A 23,858-nucleotide genomic window follows, 5' to 3' on the forward strand; every position below is an offset into this window, starting at 1 on the left:
AATGACTCTTCAATAGTGAGTCGCTATGATGAGGGCCAAGCTTGGATAGGCATTAATGTCATGCTTATCGACAATACCAAAATATGCAGCGCTGCTCTAAAAACACGTTATTAAGACCGTCTAGAGTAGGGTGACAAATGAGGATTGCAAGAAGTATTTTTCAAAACCCCAAGGCTGATAATGACAAAAATGAATAAAGTCACACTAACTTAACAGCGTTTAAGCGTTCAGATTAATTACTTTAGTATAACATCAATTGTCCGTACTAATAGAACTGAGCAGTGATTTAGCTGGCGAGATATCATAGTTGGAGATAGTAAAAAGGCGATAGCTGACCGTTATTCTGCAAGGATAAATCTACTCGGTCATTTGAGAATGTCAGCATCAATATTCACCAATAATACGTGCAGATAATTGTAAGTAAAGATTACAACATAGCCTTATTTATTAGGCTTATTCTGTTGCATAATAAACCGTTTTGATCGATTGGTTGTAGCATTTAAGCACTTATAAATACGAAATAAACGCTATGTTTATCAGTGCAGACTATTTTTATATATTAACGCTGTTTTTATAGCTGAATAGGATGTTTATAAAAGCGCTCTATGGTACGGTAGCCATATTGCTGTGCTTATTCGCAGCAAATAGTTTATGCATTATTTATTATCCAAAACCTATTACTAAAAACACTCGCTAATGGAGGCAGGTTATGGCTGTGATCTGTCATTGCTCTCCACTATTTATAAGTTTTACAGCAGAGCCGAAAGGGCTTTTTGCTGTTCGCTCTTGGTTTATACGCTATGATTGAAAACTGGACAAAAGAATTCCTTATTCAGCGCTTATTGGCCATTACTTTATTGGTGGTACTGTTCGTATTATGTTTCCAAGTTGTACAGTTTTTTATTGTACCAGCGCTATGGGCGGCAATTTTAGCGTATGTGACTTTTCCTATTTATAACTTTTTTCACCAAAGAGTTCGGTTCAGCTCAAACCTTAGCGCTGCCATTATGACAGTCAGCATCACGCTTATGATAGGTGTACCGCTCGTCGTCGGTATCTTTATCTTGCAGCAAGAAGCGCTAAGCCTCATTAGCAATTTAATCTATCGCATCAAGGTTGGCTATCTGGATGTGCCTGACTCGATTAAGGACTTACCAATCATCGGTCAGCAAGTCAAAGATGTGCTGTGGAGAATTAATAAAAATCCCGAAGGGACGCTAGAGGCCTTTCGTCTTTGGGTACAGTCGCATCTGTATTATGGCAAAGTCGCCTTCGATGTCGTATTTAGCGGTCTTGCCAAGCTTGGGATGGCGCTGATGACGCTATTTTTCTTTTATCGCGATGGCACAAGTTTGGTACGTCAAATTCGTCAAGCGTTACGCAATGTCATTGGCAATCGCATCGATGGTTATATTGATTCGGTCGGCACGACTACGCGCGCGGTAGTCTATGGTATTGGGTTGACGGCATTGGCACAGGCATTGCTCGCTGGTGTTGGTTATTATTTCGCTGGCGCCCCAAGCCCTATTTTACTAACGATTGTGACTTTCATCATTGCTTTAATTCCATTTGGCACGCCATTCGTTTGGGGCGGGGTATCTATTTGGTTATTGAGCCAAGGCCATACCGTTGAAGGTATCGGCTTAGGGCTTTGGGGCATCCTCGTTATCAGTTGGGTTGATAATCTTATCCGTCCTATCGTTATTAGTGGCGCGACCAAAATTCCTTTTATCATTATTTTTATCGGGGTGTTGGGCGGCTTGACCGCTTTTGGTTTTGTTGGATTGTTTATCGGTCCTGTGGTATTGGCAATCGGCCTTGCGGTATGGCGTGAATGGATATCGCAGCATCAGAATGAGTTATTTGCTCAGCACGAAGGAATGTTGGCTGACGGTCGACCTCTACCTAAAATTGATGAACAAGATAAAGATGAGAATATAGCCTCTGTCGACTGACTGTAGGATTGAAAGGTAAGATGCTAAAAACTTTTTTGTAGAATTTTTACTGCCAGACTGTTAGCCCATAAAGTTTAATAATAAAAAATAGACTGTGCTAATGATGCGATTGTTGCTAATAAACCTTTATGAATAGGGATATCTAAAGATGCTTAATGCCAGCATGATGAATAACGAACATATTCGTCCTCTGACCATCGTTGCTGATAGCAATATTGCCAGCCTTAGTGAGTTCTTCAATGCGTCGACGCTTGGTCAAGAGACTAAGCGCCCAGTAGATATTGTTGCCGTCGCTGGACGTACTATCAATGCCCAATTGCTCGCAGAGTTACAGCCTGACGTGCTATTGATACGTTCAGTGACGCCAGTGGGCGAGCCTCTACTGGCTGATAATAAGAGTGTTAAGTTTGTCGGTTCGGCGACTATCGGCACTGATCATATCGATCAAGACTATTTGGCGGCGCGCAATATTGCCTTTGCCAATGCTGCTGGCTGTAGTAAGCATTCGGTTGCGCAATATGTATTAACCGCTATCTTAACCTTGCGCCCGCAGTATTGGCAGCAATCGATAGCGCCAGTGACACTGGGCATTATCGGACTGGGTAATATTGGCAGAACTCTTGCTCAATATGCTCATGATTTGGGTTGGCAAGTATTGGGTTACGATCCGCTTCTCCCTGCATCGAATACTAATAATGCTAGCCTTGCGCAAGTGCTGAGCCAAAGTAATGTGATTAGCTTGCATGTCCCGTTAACCGATAAAAAAGATAATACTAATCCTAATGGCAGCGATTATCCAACACGGTATCTAATCGATAAAAATGCATTAGATGCGCTGCCGTCAGAGACTTTATTAATCAATAGCGCGCGCGGACCCGTCATTAATGCGCGTGATTTAGAAGCAGATATTGAGCTTACGGGACGCCAAGTAGTGCTTGATGTGTTTGAACATGAGCCAGAGATTTCTGAGAGTTTATTAGCCAAACTTGCTATTGCCACACCGCACATCGCCGGTTATACGGTCGAAGGTAAGCTACGTGGTACGCAAATTATCTATGATGCGCTCTGTGAACAGCTGGCAGTCACACCTGTGCAGTCTATGCACACACTATTACCACTTAATATGTTTTTATGGTCTGAGCTTAAGGCACATCCAGAAAGGCTGATTAAGTTTTATGACATTATGCAAGATGATGCCTCACTACGAAGCAAGTTAGCTGATGGGCAGGTAAAAGGCATAGACTTTGATCAATTGCGCCGAGATTATCACTTACGCCGTGAATGGCAGTCGTAAAAGTTAGGCAATTTTAAAGGTCAGGCAGTCTTAAAGTTTAAAATACCCATTTAAACTCCATTTTTTATTCTTAAATGACAGTAAATAATAATGAACCAAGCAAGTAATTCTTCTTTGAAACCTAGCTATGCGCCGACCATGACCGTTTCAATGGCACAAAAACGTGCGCAATTTATCAGTGATGTTCGGCAGTTTTTTGCCATGCGTCAAGTGCTTGAAGTGCAGACGCCCTTGTTATCACAAGCAGGCAATACCGATACTTTTTTGCAATCAGTAGCGGCGCAGGTTACTTACCAAGATAAACCTTTTACCTATTATTTGCATACTTCGCCTGAGTTTGCCATGAAGCGCCTACTTGCCAGCTGGCAGGTACCCATCTATCAGATCTGTCCGGTATTTCGTGATAATGAGATAGGTGTCCGCCACAATATTGAATTTACCATGCTCGAATGGTATCAGCCGAACTATAGCCTAGATGATATGGCCGCTGAATTGGGCGAGCTATTAGAGGCGCTATATGGCTATCCGATTGTGCTGAGTCATTACCGTTACGTCGATGCTTTCATGGATTTTGTTGGTATTCATCCGCTGACTGCCAGTATTGAGTCACTACAAGCCGTGGCAGAAGATAAAGGTTTGACAGGGTTTGATTTTAATAGTACAGCAAGCGGCGCAATCAATAACGAAGCAGATATTCGTCAAAGTTGGTTAGATTTATTATTTAGTCATGCCGTCGAGCCAAATCTAGGTCACGATTTGCCGACGTTGATTATAGAATATCCACCTGCAACTGCGGCATTGGCGAAAACGGCGGTGGATAAAGACGGTAATACAGTTGCTAAACGCTTTGAGCTTTATATTAATGGTATTGAGATTGCCAATGCTTATGATGAACTGGCAGATGGGCAGGCCTTAAGGGCACGCTTTGAACAGGACAACCGATTACGCCAGCGTCATAACTTGCCACAAATGCCAATTGATGAGCATTTATTAGCGGCATCTGATGATTTAATATCTTGCAGCGGTATCGCGGTTGGTGTTGACAGGTTGCTTATGGTTATAACTGGCGCTAGCAGCTTAGAGCAGGTGATTCCTTTTCCTAGTGGCTTGGCTTAGTCACCCTGTAATAAATATAACGCAGCCGCCTTTTATTTCCGATAGCCAATCATAATAAAAGCGAGTAAACCGGAAGGCTTACTCGCTTTTTTTTTCTGTATATACTATAGAGTTGCATGAAATTCACTATAACTGTGCAATCGCTGCATTAATTGCGATTTCACCGTTGTGCATGCTAAAAACTTTCTTAGTCGTATTATTGGCATTAAGGACCGCAGCTAACGTCGTGGCCACATCTTCAATTGAGTTCTCACCCGCATTGTCATCGTTGATAGTGATTTTACCAGTCGCTGCACGCTCTTTTAGCGCACCTGCTTGCACGATAGTGTAATCAAGGCTACTGTTATTGACTAACCACTGATCAGCGTAATGCTTGCAGATATAGTATGCTTTTAGATCAGCAATACCAGGGGTGTCCCACTTGCTGGTGTCTAATGAAAACACTGTGCTTAGCATAATATAGCGTTTGATACCTTTATCTTCCACGGCTTGAATGGTCTTAACCGCGCCGTGTAAATCGACCTCTAAGACGTCCTTACCACCAGAACCAGCGACGAAATAGACGGCATCAATCTCTTGCTCGAATTGCTGTTGAATAGCCTCTTTTTCAGCAGTGATGTCTAAATCTAACTGACTATAATTGTCATCGTTAAATAGCTTTTCTTTTTGACGGGTTGTCCCTATCACTTGATGGTCATCGGCTAATAACTGCTTGACCAAATCTGTACCCACTCGACCACTGGCGCCAATCACTAAAATTTTCATCATCATTCCTATTTTTATATGCGTTTTATATACGTTATCGTTATTTTAAGACTTGTTGTTTAAAGACCAGTTATTCAAATACTGGTTGTCTTAAAAGCTGAATATAGCGTAACAAGAATGAACGGCACACTTCGTTATGAAGCGTGCCGTTTGCATGATGTTTAGTTATAGAGTGTATACGGATTGCAAGGTTGCTCTTTATAAAAGTTTTTCTTTATAAAAGCTGTTATTTATAATGATAAAAAGAAGGTAGGAAGCGCTAGAAAGGGTAATTGCTAAATAATGAGTAAGAAAATTAACGCACCAGTTAACGTACTAAGCGATTAAGACCATCGGCAAAGGCTTTTTTATCGCGGTCACCATAAGGTTTTTGGCCGCTCATTTCTTGCAGCTCGAGCACGCCAGTGCCGCGCATGGTATCCATAAAATCACGCATATTGAGCTTTTGCTTGATATTGTTTTTATCATAGACCATCCCGCGCGTGGTCAACACCATCCCGCCTTTATCTAAAATATCATTTGCCAGTGGAATGTCGCTAGTGATGGCTAAGTCGCCTGGCTGGATTTGTTCGACGATATAATCATCGGCTTTATCAAACCCCGAGGGCACCACGGTCATGACGAGCAGCGGTGATTTGCGTAATTTAATGGGCTGATTGGCGACGAATATCGCCATGGTTTTTGTGCGTTCAGCCGTTTTGATAATCAAGTCTTTGGCAATCAGTGGCACTGAATCAGCATCTACCCAGATCTGCATTATTGCTTAGCCTTATCTGCTGTCGATAAAACGTCTATAGCTGTTACAGCCTCTGTCTGGTTGTCTTTAACATGGATATCATTATCTTCTACAGCGTAGGCAGTATCGGCATTGCTTGGTTCTTCTAGCGTTTTTGCTTGGTTCTCGGTAGCCATAGGGGCTAACTTTTTATCAAGACCCACTTTATTAGGCAAAACAGCCACCAGCTTAGCCAATGCAGGCTCTAAATCTGCAACGTCATTTGGCATTAAGGTAATATGCGCAATCTTACGATCTTCGCGCTCAGCCTTATGGTAGCTATGGTAATGGGCGCCATCGATATTTAACACGGCGCTGATATCAGGATACTGCCCCAATACATTAAGCATAATTGCTGGATGGACGTTGTCAGTATCGCCTAGCGGCAGATTGACCACAGCGCGAATATGATTCTCAAATTGGCTAGTGATAGCGCCTTCAATACTCCAGTGTCCAGAGTTGTGGACGCGCGGGGCAATCTCGTTGGCAAGGAGATAGTCGTTACCACGAGCGTCTTTGCTCACAAATAGCTCAAGCGCCATCACTCCGACATAACCTAAATGATTCATCACAGTGGTAATAGCATCGGTTGCTTGTTGAAATAGATGGCTAGTACCAACGGCCGGCGCGCGGGTTTTGGCCAATATGCCATGATGATGATGGTTTTCGACCAAATCATAGCAGCGTACTTGACCATTTTGGGCGCGTGCAGCAATGATAGACACTTCACGGCTAAAGTTAATAAAGCCTTCTGCAATGAGTGGGGCAGGCGTTGGCGTCAGTGCACCTTTACCACTAACCGCATCTTTAAGCGCTTGCCAAGCAACTTTAATATCACTTTCTTCTTTGATGACAAACTGACCTTTGCCGTCATAACCGCCGCGGCTGGTCTTTAGGACGATAGGCAATCCTAGCTCGTCGCAAGCTTGCTTCAATTCCGCTTCAGAATTGACCGCCATAAATGGCACAGTGGCGATATCGAGCTCATTGAACATGCGCTTTTCTTTTAAACGATCTTGAGCGATATCAAGGGCAATCGGTGGCGGAAACATGCCTTGTTTGCTACCAGATTTTGATAGGCTAGCCAATTGTTCAACCGTGGCAGTAGGCGTGTTTTCAAATTCTAAGGTAAAGACGTCAGCTGCGGCAATAAATGCTTCTAACTGCTCACTATGAAAAACTTTGCCATATAGGCTGGCCGGACAGTCGGCATTGTCTTCTAAAAATACGCACTGATAACCGAGCGGCATGGCGGCTTCGGCGAGCATCATACCAAGCTGACCACCGCCTAAAATACCGATGGTACGAATGGTTTGGGTTACAGGATAAGCGTTCGCTGTAGTCATGGCAGGCTCTTTACATTAAAAATGAATAAGGGGTTTTGAGTATTAATATCTAAAAACTACGGGATAAAACTTATGTTATTAAAATAGGAAAAGGTGCACTGTATGCACCTTGTATTTAGTAGAACGCATCTGAGCAAAAATATCAAGTTTAGAACATTGCTTGTTAATTTTGGTATTTAAGTTTGATATTGAGATTTAAAAACCAGATGATTGCGCTTAATGTTTTTTTGTTAAAATTGCATTTCTGCTAACTGTTTCTTGCTAAAAACTAACGCTATTTGGCAGGCTTTACGCGTTAATAATACCGGGTATTGGGCTGGCAAGAATGGTATCGGTTTGCGCTTGACGCATGTTATCCAGCTTAGTCGCAATTGTTTCATCATGCAATGCTAAGACCTGAATAGCAAGGAGAGCAGCGTTATACGCGCCAGCCGCACCAATTGCTAAGGTCCCAACGGCCACGCCTTTTGGCATTTGCACGATAGAGAGTAGGCTATCCCAACCACTGAGCATCGATGATTTTACAGGCACGCCAAAGACAGGTAGCGGCGTTTGGCTGGCGCACATACCGGGCAGATGAGCCGCACCGCCAGCCCCAGCGATAATCACTTGTAATCCGTTACCTTTAGCACTTTTGGCGTAATCAAACAATCTATCAGGGGTACGATGCGCTGACACCACTTCACATTCAAAAGCGATATCAAAGTCGGCAAGTAGTTGCGCCGCTGCACTCATGGTTGCCCAATCAGACTGCGAGCCCATGATAATACCTACTTTTGGTTGACCAGCAGGAGAAGTGATTGGGCTGTTTTGCTCAACAGGGGTAACGGTAGCCGACGTAGTGCTCATGCTTTGATATCCTCAAAAAGACCATCATACAAAAGTTTTGCTGCCTTCGTAAAGCCAAGTTTGCTGTTTAATAGCAAAGCGGGCTAAATAACGCTGATTTTATGCATTTATCCTTGAGTCTTCATCATGGCGATACTGTACAAAATTATAAGCTTTAAGCGGTAATGGCTGCTCGGTATCGAGCTGATAGCAGGTCAGATAACCGCTATCAATCGCTGCTGAATAATCGGTACAAGCGACCTGCGGGCTAAGGGGTTGCGGCGCGCCGGTCAGCCAATAATGACCGACGAATACCGGTTTATGGGTTTTAAGGGCAAACTCGATATTTTCCGCTAGGGCATCACTTGGAATTTGCGCCAATCCTGAGCTGGGTGCACGGGCAATCTCATGAATGGTGCGTTTATTGAGCTCATCAAGCCACCAACGCACGCGTACTTGTGAGCGCGCTGCACCATCTTTATCGACCATGACTAAACCATCGGGCAACGCCGTTTCTACGCCTTTTAGCACACGCTCAAGCGCTTCATAAGCAGGGCTATACTTTTGCGCCGTGGCAATGATGGCTGCAGGCGTCAGGCAATTATCGGCAGTCAAAAGCGGCTTCAATACCGCCATGCTATCGACATCCCAGCAAGCGTGTACAAAGCAAGCATAGTCAGTCTCAAGCCACAAGGGAATCTCATAAAAGCGCTGCAGCCAGTATTGATGCGCTTCTGAGCCAAACGGTACTTCTGCTAAAAACGCTTCATGCTGGCGCACATGAACAGCGCTATGCGAGCGTAAATAGCGCTCAGGTTGCTCTGGGTCAGGCATGGCAAAGGTTAATGCATTATATTCATGATTGCCAATCACCGCATCGGCAACATCTGCATCTAACATGGCAAACACAATCTCTAGCGATGCTACTTGCTGCGGCCCACGGTCAATGAAATCACCAATGAATAGCGCCCGATGACCGGATGGCGGTACAAAATGGGTGCCATTATGAACATAGCCCAACTGTTTTAGTAGGCCCACCAACTTGTCTGCATAACCGTGAATATCACCAATCACATCTATAATCATAATAATTATCAAATTCTTAAATATTTTATTGAGTATAAGTTTGCGCAAAATGCTTAGCGAAACTAACACTGGCTCAAGTATTTAAACTGCCATCATAAACCAAGCTTTCATTTCAATGTTCATTACTGAACTTTATTTATAAGCTTGATTACTCGGTTTTACTATTGAGCTTAAAACCCAGGAGACAATAGCGCATTTAAAAAGTGCGGTAGTACTTGAGGTTCTAGAATGATGGTTGCAATAATCCCAAATGCGCCGCCCCACATGTGCGCCATATGATTGATGTTAGAGCCGCCGCGTTTGTCGGCGTAAATACTATAAGCGATATAAGCGACCGCAAACAATATGGCTGGGATAGGAATGACTGCAAACAGATAAATCTTTTCCCATGGCGCGAGCAGGATAAAAGCAAAGAGTACCGCTGATACGCCGCCTGATGCACCAAGGCTTAAATAACTGGCATTATTTTTATGCTTAATGTAGCTTGGAATCATCGCGACAACGATGGCCAATACATAAAAAACCACGAAACCATAACCGAATAAAAATGACTGATACAAGCCTTCGATCGCACGACCAAAAAAGTACAAAGTAAACATATTAAACAGTAGATGCATCGCATCAGCATGAATGAAACCATGAGTCACAAAGCGATACCATTGACCATTGTTCACAGCTGGCGGATAAAAAATCAGTCGATTAAACAGTGTTTTGTTTTGCCATGCCAATAAACTGACGATAACGGTAATGATAATAATAAGAGTCGTTTGGTTAAACAAAGGAGAGTCCTTAGGCCGAGCCTGATAGATGGCAATGGTATAAATCGTAACGCTTAAAGCCCAAGTGTTTTGGCTGAATAACAACTGATACTAACTATGAAATCATAAATGAGGACTAAATCATCAGTAATAATCAATGACTAAAGTGCGACACCAACAATAATAGCAGTGATACTAAGGCAAAAACCAATAGACGACAAAATTATGCTTTAATAATCGTTTATATTAAATAATATAACAGCGTATCAGGCACAATGAGTAATGCTTCGTATACTGACCGTAACGATTCACGACAGAGAATAAAAATGAATAATGAATAGGTGGTATTGATTTAGGCTTATCGGACTCACCGCTATTACATTTATAGTTGTTTACTTGATAGTCAGTTAAAAAGTAATGGGATTTATAAATGATAGGCAGTTTATATACCAATATTGCTTGTTAAATGCCGGCCCGTTAAGTGCCCAGATCTGTCAGCATTTTAGAGTCTACAGCGTAAAAAATTCAATTAAAAAATCCCCTTTATATATCCTATAACAGCGCCGACGAAGGCTATAACTTATGAATATCATTGACCAATTAGAACAAACAGTAACCTCAGCGGTGTTAGGTGGCTATAGTAATGACAATCATGTTAATGGCGACACTACTACTGGTCCAGTTGATAACGGCGGTGTGTCCTATGTCAGCTTATTAGAGCAGTTTTATGCCATGTTGGCGGCGCGTTTGGCGTTGCCGCAAATTTACTCGCAATTACTGCGTGATGATCAGCTGATTGTTAATGATAATATTCTAGAAAAGCCCTTGTTTGAGCAGTTATGGCAAGCACCGAGTTCGCGCCAAACCCTTATTCAAGAGCTTGCGGCGACCCATCATATTGATGAGCCGACTACTATAAAGCTTATTATGAATGCTGCCCCGTTAGCTTATCGTGAGCTCAAGGTCATGGCAAACGGTCAGTTTTTACCGGCATTTTTACAAAGCCAGCAACCGTCATTGCGCCACTATTTGCCGATATGGGCAGCCTCAGTGATTACCGCGCCGCAACATGCTGAGGATGAGCTGTTTAATGCTCAAAGCGCGGTAGCTGATATAGCAGCCATGCCTGTCTCACTAAATAAGTTTAATGCCATTGAAGCAAGTAGGATGAATCCTTCTGCGAACTTGCCCAACGACCCTGCTATCGACAGCTTTGATAACAGTCTAAATACAGCTGTTATAGATACGGGTGCTATCCATGCCAATCCTGCCGCCCATCACCTAGAAGAGAACAGCAGCCTAAAGCGTGAGAAAGTACGTACCCGCAACCAACGCAATGATTTATTAATACGGGTATTTCTATTATTTGCCGCAATTGCAGTGATTGCGCTGGTATGGGCATTATTAATTCGGCCTAATAACGCCCCGCCCGTAGAGCCGGTCGTGACTGCGCCTATGGTCATACCGCCTATCGCTGAGCCGCCAGCGCAAGTATTAACGCCCGTTGAACTTATCGTTGGCGTGGATAATAGCGGCAGTCTTTATAGCTGTAGTGCCTCTGTCGGTGATGCCGCGCTACAAAGTACGCTGCAACAGGCGCTCAATAGCAGCTTTGGTGAGCAGGCGGGTACGTGTCAGTTTACGGTTCAAAAAAGGGTCGCCAATAATATTGCCAATATGCCTATCGAGGCACTACCTAATATTCTGACATTATTGAGAGCGACCCCATTTGCGCGCTTACAGCTGCAAAACGACCGTATGACCTTAGAAGCGCCAGATAGTATGCAGCTGCAGAGATTAGCCACGGATATCCGTACTTTGGTGCCTGCGATGATGGTTGATAGTACAGCGCCGCTACCACTACCTAATAATAATGACAGTGGTATAGGAGCAGCTGATATGGCGGCTACGAATGGTGCAAACAATCAGTTTGCTAACGATGGTATGCCGACAAACAACCAGTACGATGCTAATAATAATGCTAACGGCAATAGTGACTACCAAGCATCTGACGATAATACAGGTGATAGCGTGATGCCTGCGCCTGCCCGCAATAATGATTTCAATAACCCGCCTATGTATAACGAACCTAGGAACAATGAGCGCCCAGCATCAACGAGGCCACCGGGACCTTTCTCAGAGTCAGAAGTAGATGATATGGCAAACAGTGTCATTGTGGCTGAGCCCGCACAAGTCAAAAGATAGAAAAAACTATTGTTAAAAGGGAATATAAAATAAAGAGCTAAGAGCTAAAAGGAGTGCAGTATCAATGATTGACTGCGCTCCTTTTTGGTTGCTGCTAAGTAAAGATGATAACAGTAGAAAAGCACTATCGAAAAGAATTTAGGCAAATTCCTATTCACTAACCACCTATTCAGGATTGAAGTATTAACCCTCTATATGTTAGTGGTTTGTATGTTATAAGCGTCGCAGTTACGAGTAACAATCGAAATATTACTTAACGTAGCAATTGCACAACAGCGTGTTGATTGTGAATACATCCTTAATACTTTTATAATAACAAAAGTTGAATCTAGTTATTGCTAGTATTTAATATTGTCGCTGGTATTTAATATTAATAGCATGAGCTTATATCAAACATCAGTCATTAAATATCAACCTTCTACATTTTTGAGAATGTACGCTATATAAAACAAGCGATTTAAAATAACGATTAATTGAGGAATGACATTATGGATATTATCAGTCACTTAACGCGGACGGTTAGCCCAGCAGTACTAGGAGATGACCGCACTCCTGCTAAGAAAAATTTACTTGAACAGTTCTATGCTATTTTTGCAGCTCGTCTCGCCGATAATGATACCTACAATCGTTTTGCCAATGAAAATATTACTCGTGATGATCAACAGTTTTACGATCGAGTATGGACGGATGGCGCGCACCGTGACCAAATCGCTCGTGAGCTTGCTGGCAAACACAATGTCGATGCTACCGCGGCTCGTGGCTTAATTGCGATGGCAGCGCCTTTGGCATATCACGAAATAAAAAGCTTGGCAGGAACGACACCCGTGCCTCAGTTCTTAAATGATAACCTTGCTAGTTATCAGCATCACATCCCTGTATGGGCGAGTGCGGTGCTGCCTGCCGGTATGATTGCTGCTGCACCCGCTGGCGCCCGTATTTCTGATACGGTCAGCACCGCGCCCATTCACCGTGAAGAAGAAGAAAAAGGTAGCTTCATGAAAGCGCTGCTACCAATTATCGGACTGATTATTCTGGGGGCATTGGCGTGGGCGCTGCTAAGAGGTTGCCAAGACAATCCTGAGCCAGTCGGAACGCCAGTTGTTACCGAGCAGCAAGCCGTTAATGGTGATAAGCAGTTAGCGGTCGCCGCTGATATTGAACCTGCGTCATTGCGTATTGCCACCGGTGAAAACAGTGAGTTATATGCTTGCCGCATGAATGTAGGTAATGAGACGCTACAGTCCAATGTCATGGACGCTTTAACCGCTACATTTGGTGATGAAGCCAATAATTGCCGTGCGGATGTTGATAATAACTTCTCGATTGATATGCCTGCTGCCGCTCAGCTTGCTTCTATCTTACCCATCGTCAAAAATGTACCCAATGCCAGCATGTTAATTAAAGGCGATACTATTACCGTTAATGCGCCTGATGCTGCTGCGCTAGATAAAATGGTTGCAGATTTACAAGCGGTTGCGCCAGCGATGACCGTACAAGCAGAAGGTCCATTAGATGCACAAGCTGAGATTGATAACAGCTTAACGACATCTCAAGCTGCGATGGATAACCTCGGTCAAAACCCTGATCCTCGTGATGTGGCCCGCGCGCTAAGTCTACAAGTGGTGAATTTTGAAGTGGATAAAGCCGTCATTCCTGATGCCAATAAAGCGCTGTTAGACCGCGCTGTCAAGCTGATGGAACAAGTGCCAGATATGAAGCTGATGATTATTGGTCATACTGACAAAACCGCTGATGCTGCATACAACATGAAACTGTCACAAGAGCGTGCCCAATCCATGAAGGACTACTTGGTCGCGCAAGGTGCTGATCCTAGTAAGCTCATGACTAAGGGGATGGGTGAGACTGATCCTATTGCTGAAAACGCCACTGAGCAAGGTCGTTTCCGTAACCGCCGTATCGAGTTTGTCGTCTATGATGAGACAGCAAATGCCAACGATGGCATGGTGATTAGTAACAGTGCGCTTGACCCAGATTTAAATCCATTAGACAGTAATAATGATGATTTAATGCCTGACGCTGATGATCCTAGTCGTGGTACTGCATTAGACCCAAAAGCAACTAACTAATACGAGCTTACGGATACTTATTAAATTCTAACTGAAGTTTTAATAACAAAAAAACCGCATCTTAATAAAGGTGCGGTTTTTATTTTGCTAAATTGTCTGTATTTTATTAAGTTAATTATTTATAAGCAGTGGGATCTTTTAGTTCAGTGTGCGCCGATGCTTGAAAGCTTGCTTGAGATTCGGGTTGAGCGTCTGTTTGCTCAGGAAAAAAAGTCTGCAAGACATTATCTTTTGCTTGTTGCCAATAATCAAACTGCTGGCAAGTAGATTCAAGGTCACCTTGCCAAATGGGTATCTGTCCACACATGGTTTTGATGCGTTTTTGGTCAGGATAGGGCAGCTCTTGGGCCGCTTCGGCAGCTTCATGAGCGGCAACGCGATCATTACAAACTAAAGCAATATCACAACCTGCTTCAATCGCTGCTTTAACGCGGGCGCTCACATCGCCTGCTGCTTGTGCCCCTGCCATCGATAAGTCGTCAGAAAATAAAACCCCATTAAAATTAAGCTGTTCACGAATGATGTCTTTGAGCCAAATCTTTGAAAATCCTGCAGGCTTATTATCGACTTGTGAGAAAATCACATGCGCAGGCATTAAGGCATCAAGCAATGGTAGCGTCTGTGCAAAAGGCTGCATATCGCTATTCATAATTTCATCTAAGCTACGCGTATCGACTGCCTCTGCTACATGTGAATCAGGCGCAATGGCACCGTGGCCGGGAAAGTGCTTGCCCGTGGTTGCCATACCGGCAGCTTTCATCCCGCGCATAAATTGGCTTGCTAACGCGATAATCGCTTGAGGCTCATGATGAAAGCTACGATCGCCGATAACTTGGCTGATACCGTCTCTATCGAGCACTGGCGCAAAGCTCAAATCAATGCCGACTGCCAATACCTCTGCCGCCATCAAATAACCACAATCGTAAGCAAGGCTCAGGGCGCGGCTGGGGTTATCATGAAATAATTCACCAAGCCTACCCATCGCAGGCAATGGCGTGAAACCGTTACGTAGTCTAGCAACGCGCCCACCTTCTTGGTCAACGCCAATCAATATATCGGCATTGTGATAGCGTATATCGTCACATAATGCCCGCACTTGCGCCGCATCTGCCACGTTACGAGCGAATAATATCACTCCACCCACTTGTGCTTGTTTGATTAAACTGACATCCTCAGCGGTCAGTGCGGTGCTATCGATATCAATCATTAAGACGCCGTACATTGCGTGATCCTTATTAGGCTATACATTGTTATATTATCATTTAAGCTTAAAAAAACCATTTAAGCTAAAAAAAGCGCTGACCAATGACGCACATCATATATCGGCATCATTGCCTGTCGCTGCTCATTACCATTTTGGTTATATTATGACAGTTATTGCGAGATGAGCCTAATATAGCTACTTAATTGATTTAAGAAAAATTGATTTAAGCAAGCGGGCTAATATTTGTTAAATTAATACAATGAATGTGCTCGATAAAAAGCTTGAATGTTAGATGGTAGGAAATAGCGCCGCTGGGTGTAAGATTGTTTATACAGTTTGAGACAGTGACGTATTTATGGCCATGCTAGTATTGATTGATTTTTTAACGATAAAACTAAAATAACTATCATATGTTCATACGTTGGCATGCTTTTAATGCTAGCGTAACGCATGTTTTAATGGTAAATATACTAGAGTAAAAAACAGCTAAATTTTATGGATAGCCGTTTATTAGATAACTTTTAATATCAATAACAATTAAGCATATTTTGCATACTTTTCACTTAAAATAATTAGGTATATATGATGAAAAAACAACCAGCACAGTGGTTACTCAGTGCAGCGTCAGTGGGCATCGCTGGTCTTATTCTTACCCAAAGCTATGGTACCGCAGTTGCCGATAGCAATACCGAAGGTTTTAAGGCAACCCCTGAGCAACAGGTCACCACCCGTCAGGTCGCTGCCTTGCTAGATCGTAGCCATTATCTCAATCAGCCGCTCGATAGCGCAACGGGCAGCGAGATTCTATCCATGTATATCGATAGTCTCGATCCAAACCATACGTTGTTTCTGCAATCTGATGTCGATGAATTTAAGAAAAAATATGCTGACGACTTTGGTGCTCGCTTAAAACGCGGTGACTTATCTGCTGGCGTAGAAGTCTTTGAGCGCTACCGTAAACGCTCTAATGAATATTTTACCATGGCAAAGAAGCTACTAAAGACGGATATTAATTTAACCAGTAAAGATACTATTGTACTTGACCGCGAAAAGCTCAGTCACTTTAAAACCAAAAAAGAGCAGCGCGATTATTGGACGCGTCAGCTTAAGTTTCAGCTGATGAGTATTACTTTGGGTCAAGAAGATGAGAAAGCGAAAGAAAAAGTCTTTTTAGACAATCCCGATATTACGCGCGGGCAAGATTTGGTGCGTAATGACGAGAGAACGCCAAGTGAGATTTTGCTCAATCGTTTATCACGCCAGCAAGAGCAATTTACCCGTCTAAAAGATGATGAAATCATGGAAACCATCTTGAATACGGCGATGCTGACCTATGATCCACATAGTAATTATTATGCGCCGATTCAAGCAAATGAGCTGCAAATTCAATCTAGCTTACAATTAGAAGGGATTGGGGTTTCTATTCGCCCTGACCGTAAAAACCCGGATTACACTCGCATTGTCACCTTGGTAGACGGTGGTCCAGCCGCTAAATCGGGTCAGATTAAACCCAATGATTTGATTATCGGTATTGCCAAAGACGGCGAGACCATGACGGACGTAGTTGGCTGGTCAACGCGTGAAATTGTTGGTTTAATTCGTGGTAAGCGCGGCACGTCGGTGACCATTAAAGTACGTCAACCGAATACCCCTGACGCCAGCGCTCGTAACGTAACCGTGGTTCGTGATATTATCCAACAAGAAGAATCTGGCGTTACCCAGCGCGTCGTTGAAGTGCAGCGCCCTAATATTGATAAAACACCCAAACGCATCGGCGTGCTTGAGATACCAAGCTTTTATCTGAATTATCGTGCTCGTCGTAACGGTGAAGATTACCGTAGTGTCAGTGTTGATACTGAAAAAGCCCTTAAAGAGCTGAATAAAGAAAACATCGATGGTCTGGTGGTTGATTTACGTAATAATCCAGGCGGCTCGCTCGATGAAGTTGCCAAGATGCTTGGCTTCTTTATCAAGAGTGGTCCATTGGTACAGATCCGCGACAATCGCGGCAACATCCAAGTCTACCGTGATGACGATGGCGGCGAGCAACTGTATGATGGCAAAGTAGTCGTTTTGACCAACCTTGCCTCTGCCTCTGCCAGTGAGATTTTTGCCGCCGCGATTCAGGATTATGGTCGTGGCTTGGTTGTCGGTAGCACAACGACGGGTAAGGGTTCTGCACAAATTCAATTAGATAGCTTGGCTTTGGGTTCAGCAACCCTAACGCAGCGTAAGTTCTATCGTATCACGGGTGGTAGTACGCAGAATAAAGGTGTGGTACCTGATGTTGAATTGGTCAATATCTATGATGATGCAACCTTTGGCGAGCGTGCGCAGAAAAAAGCCTTACCTTGGGATACCATTAAAACCGCGCCTTATAAACCTGAAGGTAAATTCTCTGCCAATACGTTAGCGACGCTAAACCAACAATCAAAAATCCGTCAGCAGAAAAATCCACAGTTCGTTTATCTATCAACGCTCAATGATATTCGTAATATGGAAGACGAGAAAAAACCAATTCCTCTCGATATCAATAGCCGCCGCGCCAAAATGCAGCTGATAGAAAAGCGTTCGTTGGAGGCTGAAAATAAGCGCCTTATCGCAACAGGTGAGCGTCCTTATGCCAACTGGAATACTTATCAAGCAGCAATGGATGCAAAATTTGAAGAGCGTAGCCAGATGAAGGCTAATGAGCGCCCTGAGCTGCCTGAAGATGAAGCCTTTATTAATGAAGCCGCTTATATCATGCTCAGTGCTGATGCAAAAGTACTTGCTAGCCCTGAAGAAAAACTATAGAAACGCTCATCTATTGAGCCATTCACACTGTCATTAGAAATGCGTGTAAGCATATGCTTACACGCATTGACGCTTAAACCTCTTACTAACCTTGGGTGAATCTGCGATTATAACTGTACGGCACGATTGAACGAAAAGGTTCATAGGTACTAGGGATTGGTATCTTAAAGGTCGCATCAGGGATAGGTGGTTTGCTGATTAGGGATGATAAGGCTGGAAGCCTGACAGTTATAAGATGCTCCGGGATTAAGTATCTAATAACATTAACATGGATGGTTAGTGATAAAAGCCGCATAATGTTTGTCGTTATGCGGCTTTGTTACGTCTGCAATCCCTATAATGCTTGCAAAAGTGTGGTTGTTAGAAAATGGCTAATAATGCAAACATTGCATTAAAAATATGGTATTAAAATTACCCCACAAAAAAGGTCAGTAGATTGCTCTACTGACCTTTTCTAATTAAACGAGAATACTATCGTTAATAAATAAGTATTCGTCTAATTATATTAACCATGCTAATAATGCTACGCTAAACTCAAAAAGAGATTAGTGCTCAACGCCACCAGCGCCATGGATATGGCCATGGTTTAATTCGTCTTCAGTTGCTGCGCGTACTTCTTGAATTTCAACATCAAACGTCAAACGCTTACCAGCCAATGGATGGTTTGCATCAACAGTCACTTCTTTGTCGTTTACATCAGTAACGGTAACCAGCATAACTTGACCACCCGCTTCTGACTGAAATTGCATACCAGGTTGGATATCTTCAACGCCTTGGAAGTTTTCACGTGGTACATGTTGTACCGCTTGTTCTTGATATTCGCCGTAACCATCAGCAGGTTCTACAACGGCATTGACTCTTTCGCCAGCAGATTTGCCTTCTAGTTGTTGCTCAAGACCTGGGATGATGTTGCTATGGCCATGTAAGTAAGCAAGCGGTTGACCTTCTGGAGACTGGTCAAGGATATTGCCTTCGTCGTCTTTTAGGGTGTAGTTGAACTTGACGGCAGTGTCTTTTGCGATAGTAGTCATAAATTATCCTAAATATGTCGATATTAAAATTTAAATACGGTTGGAATAAACCTAAAAAAGCCAATCAGCCAGCCAAACAGCCACGTCATTAGTCAATTATCATCAGTTTATTAGGGTAACTTTAGCAGTTAGCATCTTTAATTGCGATGCCTGCTATCGGTTTCAAGGTTAAAAACATAAAAAATGCCATTTAATCGGCTAATTAATGTAAATAAATATGATTTTTCTAATTTTTGCTCCCTTTAACGTCAGTGGTTTAAGGTTTGCCAGTTGCGTTTTTGCATAATGACTCCTACCATAGAGACGACCATAACAATAAGAATAGTGATAAACATAAGGACAAATAACGATCATGACTGCATCTTCTCAAGCTTTAACGGTTAATACTTTGAACCAGCAAACTGCCAATATCTCTTACCAATTCGACTTTGCGCGCTTTTTAGAGCATTTGGTGGATGTATCGCTTACCTTTACCGCCGATACTGACGCGCCAAGTTTGTGGTTGCCAGCATGGATACCGGGTAGCTATTTGATGCGCGAATTTGCCCGTAATATCACCGCGGTACATTATCGAATAATAGATGATGAACGGTCGGAGGTGTACCGCGCAATAAAGACCGATAAAAACACTTGGCAACTGCCACATGCTAAAGCGGGGCAGGCAATAGACGTCAGCTATGAAGTATATTGTTATGATTTATCTGTGCGTACCGCTTATGTTGACCAGCAGCGTCTTTATGGCAATTTTACCTCGCTTGCCTTAGCGATTGAAGGAAAAGAGCAAAAAGCAGTAGAAGTTGATTTAAGCGTGCCAGCGGCATTTTTGACCGACAAAGACGATGGCCGTGTGCGCTTGGCGTGTGGACTTGAGGCAACACCATCACAGAGTGCTAAGCTGCGAATATATACTCTACAAGCAGACAGTTATCACGAGCTTATCGACTATCCGTTTGAGATTGGGGAACAAGATACCTTTGATTTCATTATTCAAGATGATAAGCACCAGACGATTAGCCACCATTTCTATCTAGCAGGTAAGCATAGCCCTAATATGGGACGCTTGCAGCAAGACGTCACTCAAATATGTCAAACCTATCTAGATTGGCTCGGTGATGCGCCATTTGATGATTACACCTTTATGACCTTTGCCAGTGGTCAGGATTACGGTGGTCTTGAGCATATCAATTCGACCAGTTTGATCACCCCGCGTCGCGATTTACCCAGTGTTGATGAGCCAAAAGTGCCAAGTGCCGATTATCAACGCTTTTTGGGCTTATGCAGCCATGAATACTTTCATGCGTGGTGGGTAAAAACGGTGCGTCCAGATGTGATGTTGGATGTAGATTTACGACGCGAAGCCTTTACGCCATTGTTATGGGTGTTTGAAGGTTTTACCTCTTATATCGACGATTTTATGTTGCAGGCTTCAGGCGTGATTGATAAGGCAAGTTATCTTAAATTACTAACCGAGCAAATCAACCGCTATTATCAAACCCCTGGGCGCGCGCATCAAAGCGTCGCCGAGTCGAGTTTTGATGCGTGGATTAAGTTATATCGCAACGATGAAAATACCGGTAATGCGGGCATCAGTTATTATAATAAAGGCGCTTTGGTGGCGTTATGTTTGGATTTAACGTTACTTGAAAAAAGTGACGGTCGTTATCGTTTGTTTGATGTGGTTAAAGCTTTTTATGAGCAGGCGAAGCAAAATGACAATCAGCGTATTGGTATCAATAGTGCCGATATGGGAACGGTAATCGCGCAGTTTATACCGTTAGCGGATTGGCAAGATTTTGAGCGGCGTTATGTTAATGGCGTTGAAGAGTTACCGATGCAAGAGCTGCTTGCGGCAAACGGTATTACAGTGCATAGCAACACTAAAGAAACGGCTGATAAATCTCTACCGTGGGGCATGCGATGTACGGAAACGCCAGCTGGACTTATGGTGAATCAGGTAAGGCGTGCAAGCGCTGCTGCTAAAGCAGGCATATCTGCCCATGATGTCATCATTGCTCTTGATGGTATCAGAGCTGACAGTAAGCAACTGGCTGCTGTATCAATGGCGCAATCTGAGACTGACTGTCATTTATTCCGTCGTGACGAGTTGATGTGTGTCAGCGTAGCAGCGACTGTGACAAGTGAAATAAGAGATAGCCAACAAGATAAAGTAGGCACAGCCAGTCCGTATAAGGTGAATCTAAAGCTGGAAAAGTTAGGATTTAATCAATGGTTGACGCCTAACTTTGTTAAGTCTTAAAGGGATAGAGTTTTTTAAATCAATGCATAGTAATATTAGGTAGGGTTAGTAAAGAATGCGCGTGACTTGATATGATAAATAATCTGATAAATAAATGCTCGGGTTACGTTCCTACTAACCCGAGCCGATAGTGCCTTTCACTGATCAGGAATATTAGCCAAAGCGTTGCTGTAAATAAGCGATAATATCATTCGATTCATACATCCACTGAACGTCGCCATTTTCCTCAATACGTAAACAAGGTACTTTGACGCGTCCACCATTCTCAGCGAGCTGGCTGCGAAATTTTGGATTTTTTTTGATATCGCGAAATTCGATAGGTAAATTTAATTGATGCATTTTACGTCGTACTTTTATACAAAAAGGACAGGCATAAAATTGATATAGCGATAAATTTTTACAGGCAGCAGTCACTTCCGCTTGCTGTTCCTGACTGCGTGCCATTGGCTTACCTTGAGTTAATACACTCACAGCAGCAATGATCCGTCCTAAACCTTCTCGTATCAAATTAACTAACATATAGACCTCTATAGATTATATCGTGTGAGAGATGATACCACTTCCTCGTTTAAGTATTCAGTTAAGCGATAATATCTGTAAATCAAAAATCTATAATAAGTTAGCTTATTATTGAAAGTTGTCTATCTAGCATCTACTGAGCGCTATCAGTTAGATTATTAGTCTCTTTGCCATCAAATGATGTTCTGCCAATCCAATTTTGCATCAGCTCAATCTCAGGCTGCTGGGTATCGATAATGTCTTGGGCTAACTTGCGCATCTCTTCATCAGTTCCATATTGGAGTTGTACTTTTGCCATATCCACCGCGCCAATATGATGGGGCAGCATACCGCGCGCAAATGCCATATCAGCCTCAGGCTCTGCAATGCCCAACATCATGTCGCTATGCATGGTGTTCATCCCTTTAGCATAAGCCGCTTGCATGGCCTCAGTATGGGGTTTAGGTTTGGGCGCATCAGGGTGGCTGGCCAGCCATTTTTTCATAATATCGATTTCAACTTGCTGTGAGTCGATGATGTCTTGGGCTAACTTACGCATGGCTTCGTCAGTCCCATATTTCAGCTCAATCTTTGCCATATCTACCGCGCCGCGATGATGACCCAGCATCCCTTTGGCAAAGGCAGTATCTGGATCGTTGTAACCCATACTAACCATCATCTCATTATGCATACTGGTCATCGATTCCGTATAGTCTTTAAGCATGTCCGTCATTTGTGCTTCGTCTGTCATCGTATCTCCTGCTGCCATATCATGACCAGCATGTGCGTCCATATCATGAGCAGCTTCAGACGGCTCAGAGGTGGTTGAGGTCGTCTCTTCTACCGGTATTACCTCAGTATCTTCTGTTACTGGCTGACAAGCGCTTAGCAGCAACGCAGCAGACATGCTGGTGGCAAACAAGGCAAAACGATGAGAAGCGATCATGACATATCCTTACTATCAATAAAAAAATAACAAACAAGCCGCAGTAAATATCAGCTAAATTGAATACAGACATAACCCAAAAATAGCATGGTTTTGAATCTTAACAGATAAACCTTACTTGTTCGAGACGCTATGTTTGACAAGTCGTAATATATCTAACAAGTTAAAAAGCAAAACCAATTAACCAGTGATTAAAGGAAGCAACAACTAACAAATAATAAAGCTAAAAATCTAGACCATAACACCCAATTGCTGGCAACGCTCACGACTTAAATGAATGCGTATAAACTCACCAACGCCAAGCGAACCAAGCTCAAATCCAGCGACTGACCAGCGAATAAGACGCAAACAAGGTAGACCTACATGCGCGGTCATACGTCTTACTTGACGATTTTTGCCTTCATAAATGGTCAGCATTAGCCATGAGGTTGGCACGTTTTTACGCTCACGGATAGGGGGATCACGTTGCCATAACGCAATCGGTAAGTCTGCTTCCTCGACCAGTAGCGCAGTTGAAGGTAAGGTTTTGCCATCTTTTAAATGGACCCCCATAGCCAATTGGTTCAATTGATCATCGCTTACGAGACCTTCCACTTGTACTAAATAGGTTTTACCTTGTTTTTGCTTGTTTTGCGCAAAATTCTTGATTGATGGCGGCTGGGTAATGGCTTTATTAACCCGTCCATCACTGGTCAAAATCAGCAAGCCTTCTGAGGTGGCATCAAGTCGACCGGCAACGCGAAGAGATTTATCGGTGAAGTACTCTGATAGGGTACTGTGGTCATTATTGCTGTCATCACGAAATTGACTTTGTACTCCGTAAGGCTTGTTAAATAAAATCAGGCTCGAGGTCGACATAAAATAGCGTTTCCAAAAAATAAAATGATTGGTCATGGGTTGTAAGCGGTCAG

General features: G+C 43.2%; 18 protein-coding genes. 7 read left to right on the forward strand and 11 right to left on the reverse strand.

The window, feature by feature from the left end:
- Positions 1-800: 800 nt before the first annotated feature.
- The 3 genes from FQ084_RS10465 (at position 801) to epmA (ending at position 4,365) form a co-directional block, all read left to right on the forward strand.
- Positions 801-1,955 carry an AI-2E family transporter gene (locus FQ084_RS10465; protein ID WP_149490563.1) on the forward strand — a complete coding sequence of 385 codons (1,155 nt, stop codon included), beginning with the start codon at positions 801-803 and terminating at the stop codon, positions 1,953-1,955.
- A 181-nt stretch (positions 1,956-2,136) separates the two neighbouring features.
- Complete coding sequence (locus tag FQ084_RS10470; protein WP_149490716.1) at positions 2,137-3,249, forward strand: 4-phosphoerythronate dehydrogenase; 1,113 nt, start codon at positions 2,137-2,139, stop codon at positions 3,247-3,249.
- 90 nt (positions 3,250-3,339) lie between these two features.
- Entirely contained in the window at positions 3,340-4,365 is a 1,026-nt protein-coding gene (epmA, locus tag FQ084_RS10475) for an EF-P lysine aminoacylase EpmA (protein WP_149490564.1), read from the forward strand.
- 126 nt (positions 4,366-4,491) lie between these two features.
- Here epmA and FQ084_RS10480 read toward each other — a convergent pair whose 3' ends face one another.
- The 6 genes from FQ084_RS10480 to FQ084_RS10505 form a co-directional block, all read right to left on the reverse strand.
- Positions 4,492-5,130 carry an NAD(P)H-binding protein gene (locus FQ084_RS10480; protein ID WP_149490565.1) on the reverse strand — a complete coding sequence of 213 codons (639 nt, stop codon included), beginning with the start codon at positions 5,128-5,130 and terminating at the stop codon, positions 4,492-4,494.
- A gap of 307 nt (positions 5,131-5,437) precedes the next feature.
- Entirely contained in the window at positions 5,438-5,887 is a 450-nt protein-coding gene (locus tag FQ084_RS10485; protein ID WP_149490566.1) for a YaiI/YqxD family protein, read from the reverse strand.
- Positions 5,887-7,251, reverse strand: a complete 1,365-nt coding sequence (locus FQ084_RS10490) for a 5-(carboxyamino)imidazole ribonucleotide synthase (protein WP_149490567.1) — start codon at positions 7,249-7,251, stop codon at positions 5,887-5,889. The genes FQ084_RS10485 and FQ084_RS10490 overlap by 1 nt, the downstream gene beginning before the upstream one ends.
- Before the next feature lie 288 nt (positions 7,252-7,539).
- Positions 7,540-8,100: a 5-(carboxyamino)imidazole ribonucleotide mutase gene (gene purE, locus FQ084_RS10495; protein WP_149490568.1), complete on the reverse strand. Its 561-nt coding sequence runs from the start codon at positions 8,098-8,100 to the stop codon at positions 7,540-7,542.
- Positions 8,101-8,199: 99 nt separating this feature from the next.
- A complete protein-coding gene (locus FQ084_RS10500) occupies positions 8,200-9,165 on the reverse strand; it encodes a metallophosphoesterase (RefSeq protein ID WP_149490569.1) in 966 nt (321 codons plus the stop codon).
- Between the two features lie 170 nt (positions 9,166-9,335).
- Entirely contained in the window at positions 9,336-9,944 is a 609-nt protein-coding gene (locus FQ084_RS10505) for a rhomboid family intramembrane serine protease (RefSeq protein WP_149490570.1), read from the reverse strand.
- A gap of 561 nt (positions 9,945-10,505) precedes the next feature.
- Here FQ084_RS10505 and FQ084_RS10510 point away from each other — a divergent pair.
- Both FQ084_RS10510 and FQ084_RS10515 read left to right on the forward strand, forming a co-directional pair.
- Entirely contained in the window at positions 10,506-12,128 is a 1,623-nt protein-coding gene (locus tag FQ084_RS10510) for a hypothetical protein (protein ID WP_149490571.1), read from the forward strand.
- Between the two features lie 488 nt (positions 12,129-12,616).
- Complete coding sequence (locus tag FQ084_RS10515; protein ID WP_149490572.1) at positions 12,617-14,215, forward strand: OmpA family protein; 1,599 nt, start codon at positions 12,617-12,619, stop codon at positions 14,213-14,215.
- A gap of 115 nt (positions 14,216-14,330) precedes the next feature.
- On the opposite strand, the gene nagZ is transcribed toward FQ084_RS10515, so the two are convergent.
- Positions 14,331-15,437, reverse strand: a complete 1,107-nt coding sequence (gene nagZ, locus FQ084_RS10520; RefSeq protein ID WP_149490573.1) for a beta-N-acetylhexosaminidase — start codon at positions 15,435-15,437, stop codon at positions 14,331-14,333.
- 567 nt (positions 15,438-16,004) lie between these two features.
- Between nagZ and FQ084_RS10525 the strand changes: the two genes are divergently transcribed.
- Positions 16,005-18,215, forward strand: coding sequence for a carboxy terminal-processing peptidase (locus tag FQ084_RS10525; protein WP_149490574.1), 2,211 nt, complete (start codon positions 16,005-16,007; stop codon positions 18,213-18,215).
- Positions 18,216-18,760: 545 nt separating this feature from the next.
- Here the strand turns inward: FQ084_RS10525 and FQ084_RS10530 are convergent.
- Positions 18,761-19,246, reverse strand: coding sequence for a peptidylprolyl isomerase (locus tag FQ084_RS10530; RefSeq protein ID WP_149490575.1), 486 nt, complete (start codon positions 19,244-19,246; stop codon positions 18,761-18,763).
- 352 nt (positions 19,247-19,598) lie between these two features.
- Between FQ084_RS10530 and FQ084_RS10535 the strand changes: the two genes are divergently transcribed.
- Positions 19,599-21,503, forward strand: coding sequence for a M61 family metallopeptidase (locus FQ084_RS10535; protein WP_149490576.1), 1,905 nt, complete (start codon positions 19,599-19,601; stop codon positions 21,501-21,503).
- Between the two features lie 153 nt (positions 21,504-21,656).
- On the opposite strand, the gene FQ084_RS10540 is transcribed toward FQ084_RS10535, so the two are convergent.
- The 3 genes from FQ084_RS10540 to FQ084_RS10550 form a co-directional block, all read right to left on the reverse strand.
- Positions 21,657-22,022, reverse strand: coding sequence for a glutathione S-transferase N-terminal domain-containing protein (locus FQ084_RS10540; protein ID WP_149490577.1), 366 nt, complete (start codon positions 22,020-22,022; stop codon positions 21,657-21,659).
- Between the two features lie 133 nt (positions 22,023-22,155).
- On the reverse strand, positions 22,156-22,947 hold the full coding sequence (locus FQ084_RS10545; RefSeq protein WP_149490578.1) for a DUF305 domain-containing protein: 792 nt from the start codon (positions 22,945-22,947) through the stop codon (positions 22,156-22,158).
- Between the two features lie 231 nt (positions 22,948-23,178).
- Positions 23,179-23,805 carry a pseudouridine synthase gene (locus FQ084_RS10550; protein WP_149490579.1) on the reverse strand — a complete coding sequence of 209 codons (627 nt, stop codon included), beginning with the start codon at positions 23,803-23,805 and terminating at the stop codon, positions 23,179-23,181.
- Positions 23,806-23,858 lie beyond the last annotated feature (53 nt).

It is taken from the genome of Psychrobacter sp. ANT_WB68 (assembly GCF_008369115.1).
GTDB lineage: Bacteria > Pseudomonadota > Gammaproteobacteria > Pseudomonadales > Moraxellaceae > Psychrobacter.